At 49.0% G+C, this 4,189-nt stretch carries 4 protein-coding genes and 1 pseudogene; 4 read left to right on the forward strand and 1 reads right to left on the reverse strand.

Annotation, left to right across the window (positions count from 1 at the left end; genetic code table 11):
* From HMPREF2907_RS05645 to HMPREF2907_RS05660, 4 genes and pseudogenes are all read left to right on the forward strand, one after another.
* A pseudogene (locus HMPREF2907_RS05645) lies at positions 1-370 on the forward strand (septum formation inhibitor Maf); the annotation flags it as partial.
* Positions 367-705: a hypothetical protein gene (locus HMPREF2907_RS05650; protein WP_049228009.1), complete on the forward strand. Its 339-nt coding sequence runs from the start codon at positions 367-369 to the stop codon at positions 703-705. The pseudogene HMPREF2907_RS05645 and the gene HMPREF2907_RS05650, both read left to right, overlap by 4 nt.
* 148 nt (positions 706-853) lie before the next feature.
* The gene (locus HMPREF2907_RS05655; RefSeq protein ID WP_049228016.1) at positions 854-1,396 is read left to right on the forward strand and encodes a suppressor of fused domain protein; all 543 of its coding nucleotides are present in this window, start codon (positions 854-856) and stop codon (positions 1,394-1,396) included.
* A 40-nt stretch (positions 1,397-1,436) separates the two neighbouring features.
* Positions 1,437-2,030 (forward strand): suppressor of fused domain protein, encoded by a 594-nt coding sequence (locus tag HMPREF2907_RS05660; RefSeq protein WP_070681038.1) that lies wholly within the window; start codon positions 1,437-1,439, stop codon positions 2,028-2,030.
* Positions 2,031-2,032: 2 nt separating this feature from the next.
* Here HMPREF2907_RS05660 and yccS read toward each other — a convergent pair whose 3' ends face one another.
* On the reverse strand, positions 2,033-4,180 hold the full coding sequence (yccS, locus tag HMPREF2907_RS05665; RefSeq protein WP_070681041.1) for a YccS family putative transporter: 2,148 nt from the start codon (positions 4,178-4,180) through the stop codon (positions 2,033-2,035).
* Positions 4,181-4,189: the final 9 nt, after the last annotated feature.

A 4,189-nucleotide genomic window follows, 5' to 3' on the forward strand; every position in this document is an offset into this window, starting at 1 on the left:
CGTCAAGGGTGATAAGGCGGAAACGGAAGGAGTTTGGGTTCATAATGAGTGTCCGTATGGAAAAGGCAACCAACGATATAAAGATGCTCCTTATCATGGTAAAAATGATAATTCTGTGAAAAGTAGAGCTCCAACAAATGGGCAAGCTGCTCTTGATAACTCTGTTCAAGTTAAATCGACATCTCCTCGAAGAGTTGGAGTTGATAAAACCAATAATGAAATCGTTGTGTTAGACAAAACTCAAACTTTTAATAACGGTTCTGCTGAGTATCATGGGCATGTAAGAAACTGGCAAGATTTACATGCTGATCAGCAAAATGCTTTAAAAAAAGCAGGATTGGTTAATTCAAAAGGAAAAATCAAAAAATGATTGATAGAAGTCAAATAGAAAAGGTGATTTCTTCTGATAATAAACAGAGTGTTATTGATGGCATTCTTGGCATGGTCTTCAGCTCTGTGGCTGATGAAGTCCCTTGGATTTCTGAGAAATTGATGGAATTATCGAAGAATAAAGACTTGGATATTGCTGGATTATCATTAACCTGTTTCGGACATCTCGCCAGACTACATTCAAATATTGGTGATTACGATAAAGTGATTTCTTTATTACGTTCAAAGCAAGATGATCCAGATCTGCAAGGTAGGGCTGAAGATGCATTAGAAGATATTTCTTTATTTCTATCTGGAAATCGTTCGCAAGCGTAGGTTGGGTTGAAAAACTCAACAATCAAAAGGTCGTCTGAAAACGTGTTTGGTTTTCAGATGACCTTTCTATCAGTGAAAACGGGATATTGGGACTCAATCCAACCTATACTTGCTCAGATCAAGACAATGATAGCAGGTTATGAAAAATATGATTAATCATATTGAAAAATATATAGGCACTATTTCTCATGGATCGAAAAGTGATTCGGGAAGTCAGTACAAATTAAATATCGCAGCTATTCCCTCTTCCCATAACAGCGATTTAAAAACTTATATTACTTTAGGGTTAAGCAAACATGATCTGAATTATAAAAGTAGATTTGAAATACTTTTTGTATGTTCTTTAAAATATGATGAAAATCAGATTTTTCCATTTTTAAGATGGTTGGCAGAAACCATCATTGAGAACAAAAAAATTCTTCTTCGAGGACAGGTTATTTATTTGCCTAGAAGCATTGTTGATTCAACAAAAATGGACGCACTGTATGTTTCCGCCCCATTTTATTTCGACGATGATTTTCAGGTCTGTTATGGCGAACACTACAATACCGTTTTTCCTTTGCTTGTCCCGTTGTATAAACAGGAAGCGGAATTGGTGGAAAAAAAGGGTTGGAATGCTTTTGAGCAGTTCTTGCTGGATAATGAAGTTGACAACCTTTCGGATATGAATAGGAAACCGTTTGTTTGGTAAATACCTTCTTCAGACGACCTTTGAAAACAGGCTAAAAAGCATGGACTACAACCAAACTGTTTTATCTCACTTGCAAAGATTTTGGAAACATCATGATATTAAAAGATTTACTTGGGCTTTAGGAAGGATTGTTGAAGAACTTCCCGATTTCCAAGTTTTCCAAGTGATTCCTAATCATGAAGATGAGCCTTGGGTTTATGTCAGCTCTGGAATAGGTCCATTTTTAGGGCAGGAGTTTTTTATCATCAGCCCGTTTGAAACGCCTGAACATATTGAGACCTTGGCAATGCTGGCATCGGCAAATATGCATTATCCTGATCAATTTCAATTAGGGAAAACCGTCAATATCGGCAGACCGTGGGTTGAGCAATCATCCTTCCAGCATTTTCTGATTTCTCTGCCTTATCCTTATGGGCAAGAGTTGGAATATATGGATAATGTCCGATTTTTCTGGTTATTGCCGATTACTCATCAAGAGAGGCTTTTTTTAGAGACTCATTCGGTAGAAGAATTGGAAACAAGATTTGATGAGCTAGGTATTGATTATTTAGATATAAATCGTGCAAGTACTATAGGTCGTCTGAAAAACCTTGTTTCTGGTTTTCAGACGACCTTTCGTTTGCCTGCCGATTAATATCACGCGGTCTGCGGGATGGCTTCGATGTCGTGCAGGCTGCGGTAGCAGGGGTCGAGCTGGTTGGCGATGAGGGTGAGCTGCCGGTAGAGGATGTGGCTTTGACGTTCGTCGCCTGCTTCTGTTTGTAAGGCTTCCAAGTCGGTTCGGATTTGGGAGAGGGTCGTCTGAAAATCTTGTTCGCCGGTTTGCGGGAGGCGTTCGAGCAGGTCGGCGATGCGGTAGCCGCTTTGGTAGAACTTGCGGACGAAGTCGGGGCTGTATGCGCCGTCCATTTCGCTGCGGTATGCGCCGAGCGCGGAGATGTAGCCGGTCAGGGCGTAGCTGGTTTTGAGTAGGTTGAAGCCGCTTTGCAGGTTGTTGCCGTATTTTTTGGGTTCGCTGCTCATGTCGGAGAGGGTGCTGCTGAGGGTGGCGGTGCGTTCGTGGGCTTGGCGGCGGACGGTGCGGTATTCGATGTCGTCGGCGATGCCGTATTGGAGCTGGTCGAGGATTTTTCTGAGGTAGGCGCCGTTGCCGCCGACGGCTTGGGCGGCGGTTTTTTCGAGGGTGAGGTAACGCCAGTCCGGCCAGAGGTAGGTGACGGCTGCCCACGCGAGGACGGAGCCGACGATGGTGTCGATGATGCGGACGGGCATGGCGGCATAAACGTCCAGCCCGGCGAGGGAGAAGCTGGTGAGGGCTTGGATGGTGATGAAGAAGGTGGAGAAGCTGTATTTGTAGCTTCGGGTCATGAAAAACAGGGTGGTGCTGGCGATGACGATCCAGAGCTTGGTTTCGACGGAGGGGGTGAAATAAGGCACGAGGGAGCCGACGATGACGCCGAGGATGGTGCCGGCGATGCGTTGGTACACGCGGCTTTTGGTGGCGGTGTAGTTGGGTTGGCAGACGAAAACGGCGGTCAGGAGTATCCAGTAGCCGAGGTTGAGATGGAGGATTTCGACGATGATACAGGAGACGGCAACGAGGATGGAGAGGCGCGTGGCATGACGGAAAACGCCTGACTCGAAGTTGAGCTGGCTGCGGACGGCCTGCCAAACGTTTTTCAGACTGCTGTTTTCGAGGGCGGCGATGCGGGTGTCGCTGCTGTTGTCGTTTTCGGCGGGGGAATCGCTGTGTTGGAGCTGGCGCAGTTGGTGGTCGACGCTGCCGAGGTTGTCGAGCAGGCGGCGGATGTGGTGGATGTTGCGGCTTTCGGGGTGGTCATCGGTGTAGTGGGCGAGGGATTGGCGGCAGCCTTCCATCGCGCGTCCGAGGCGTTTGCTGTATGTGTAGTCTTTGCCGTTCCTCAGGGCGGCGGCAACGTTTCGGCATGCCTGCCCCTGCATTTCGAGCAGGCGGCGGATGCGGAAGATGAGGTCGGTGTTTTTGAGGGTGTCGGTCAGCTCGGTGTAGTCGGCGTGGGCGGAGCTGACGCGTTCGTGTATGTCTTGGGCGGTGAAGTAGTAGCGCAGCATTTTGGCGGTGCGCGGGTGGCGGTGTTTGCCGCGCAGGCGGTAAAACAGGGCTGCGCGGCATTGGTTGAAGGCGGTAATAACGCCGGTGTTGCTCATGGCGAGGTCGATTTGGCGGTTGCCGAGCCAGGCGGCTTCGTCGGGATCGAAAAAGTCGGCTTTGGCGTCAAAATACCCGCCGAGCGCTTCGTAGGCGTTGGCGACGCTTTCTTGGACGGGGCGGTGCGGGAGGATGATTTGGAAAACGAGCGTGCAGGTGCTGTATAACACGGTCCCGAGCAGAATCATGACGGGATTGGTCAGCCAGAAGTTTTCGGGGGTGTAGGTGAGCGTGGTGTAGGTGGCGACGGCAAGTGCGCCGAACGCGAAAGTGCGGTATTTCAGCCCGACCGCGCCCAAAATGGTAAAGCCGAAGGTCATCAGGGTCATGGCGAGGATGAAAGGCAGACCTGTGCCGAGCGTGCTTTGGGCGACGAGCGATGAAATGGTAAACAGGGCGACGGTGATGATGATGTTTTTCAGACGACCTGTCAGGCGGTTGTCCAAATCGACGAGACCGCCCGCGATGATGCCGAGTACGAAAGGCATGGCGAGCTTGGGCGTGCCAAACCGCCAGACAAGGGTCGCGGCGATAAAGACGCTGGCGAAGACGGGCAGCGAGGTGATGATGAGGGGTTTGAGCGGCGGGAGTTTCATCGTATTGGG

It is taken from the genome of Neisseria sp. HMSC055H02, from assembly GCF_001813335.1.
Taxonomy (GTDB): domain Bacteria; phylum Pseudomonadota; class Gammaproteobacteria; order Burkholderiales; family Neisseriaceae; genus Neisseria; species Neisseria sicca_C.

Excerpts from the sequence above, each read along its gene's own strand:
- HMPREF2907_RS05650 (WP_049228009.1), top strand. The coding sequence starts at position 367 with ATGATTGATAGAAGTCAAATAGAAAAGGTGATTTCTTCTGATAATAAA.
- HMPREF2907_RS05655 (WP_049228016.1), top strand. The coding sequence starts at position 854 with ATGATTAATCATATTGAAAAATATATAGGCACTATTTCTCATGGATCG.
- HMPREF2907_RS05660 (WP_070681038.1), top strand. The coding sequence starts at position 1,437 with ATGGACTACAACCAAACTGTTTTATCTCACTTGCAAAGATTTTGGAAA.
- yccS (WP_070681041.1), bottom strand. The coding sequence starts at position 4,180 with ATGAAACTCCCGCCGCTCAAACCCCTCATCATCACCTCGCTGCCCGTC.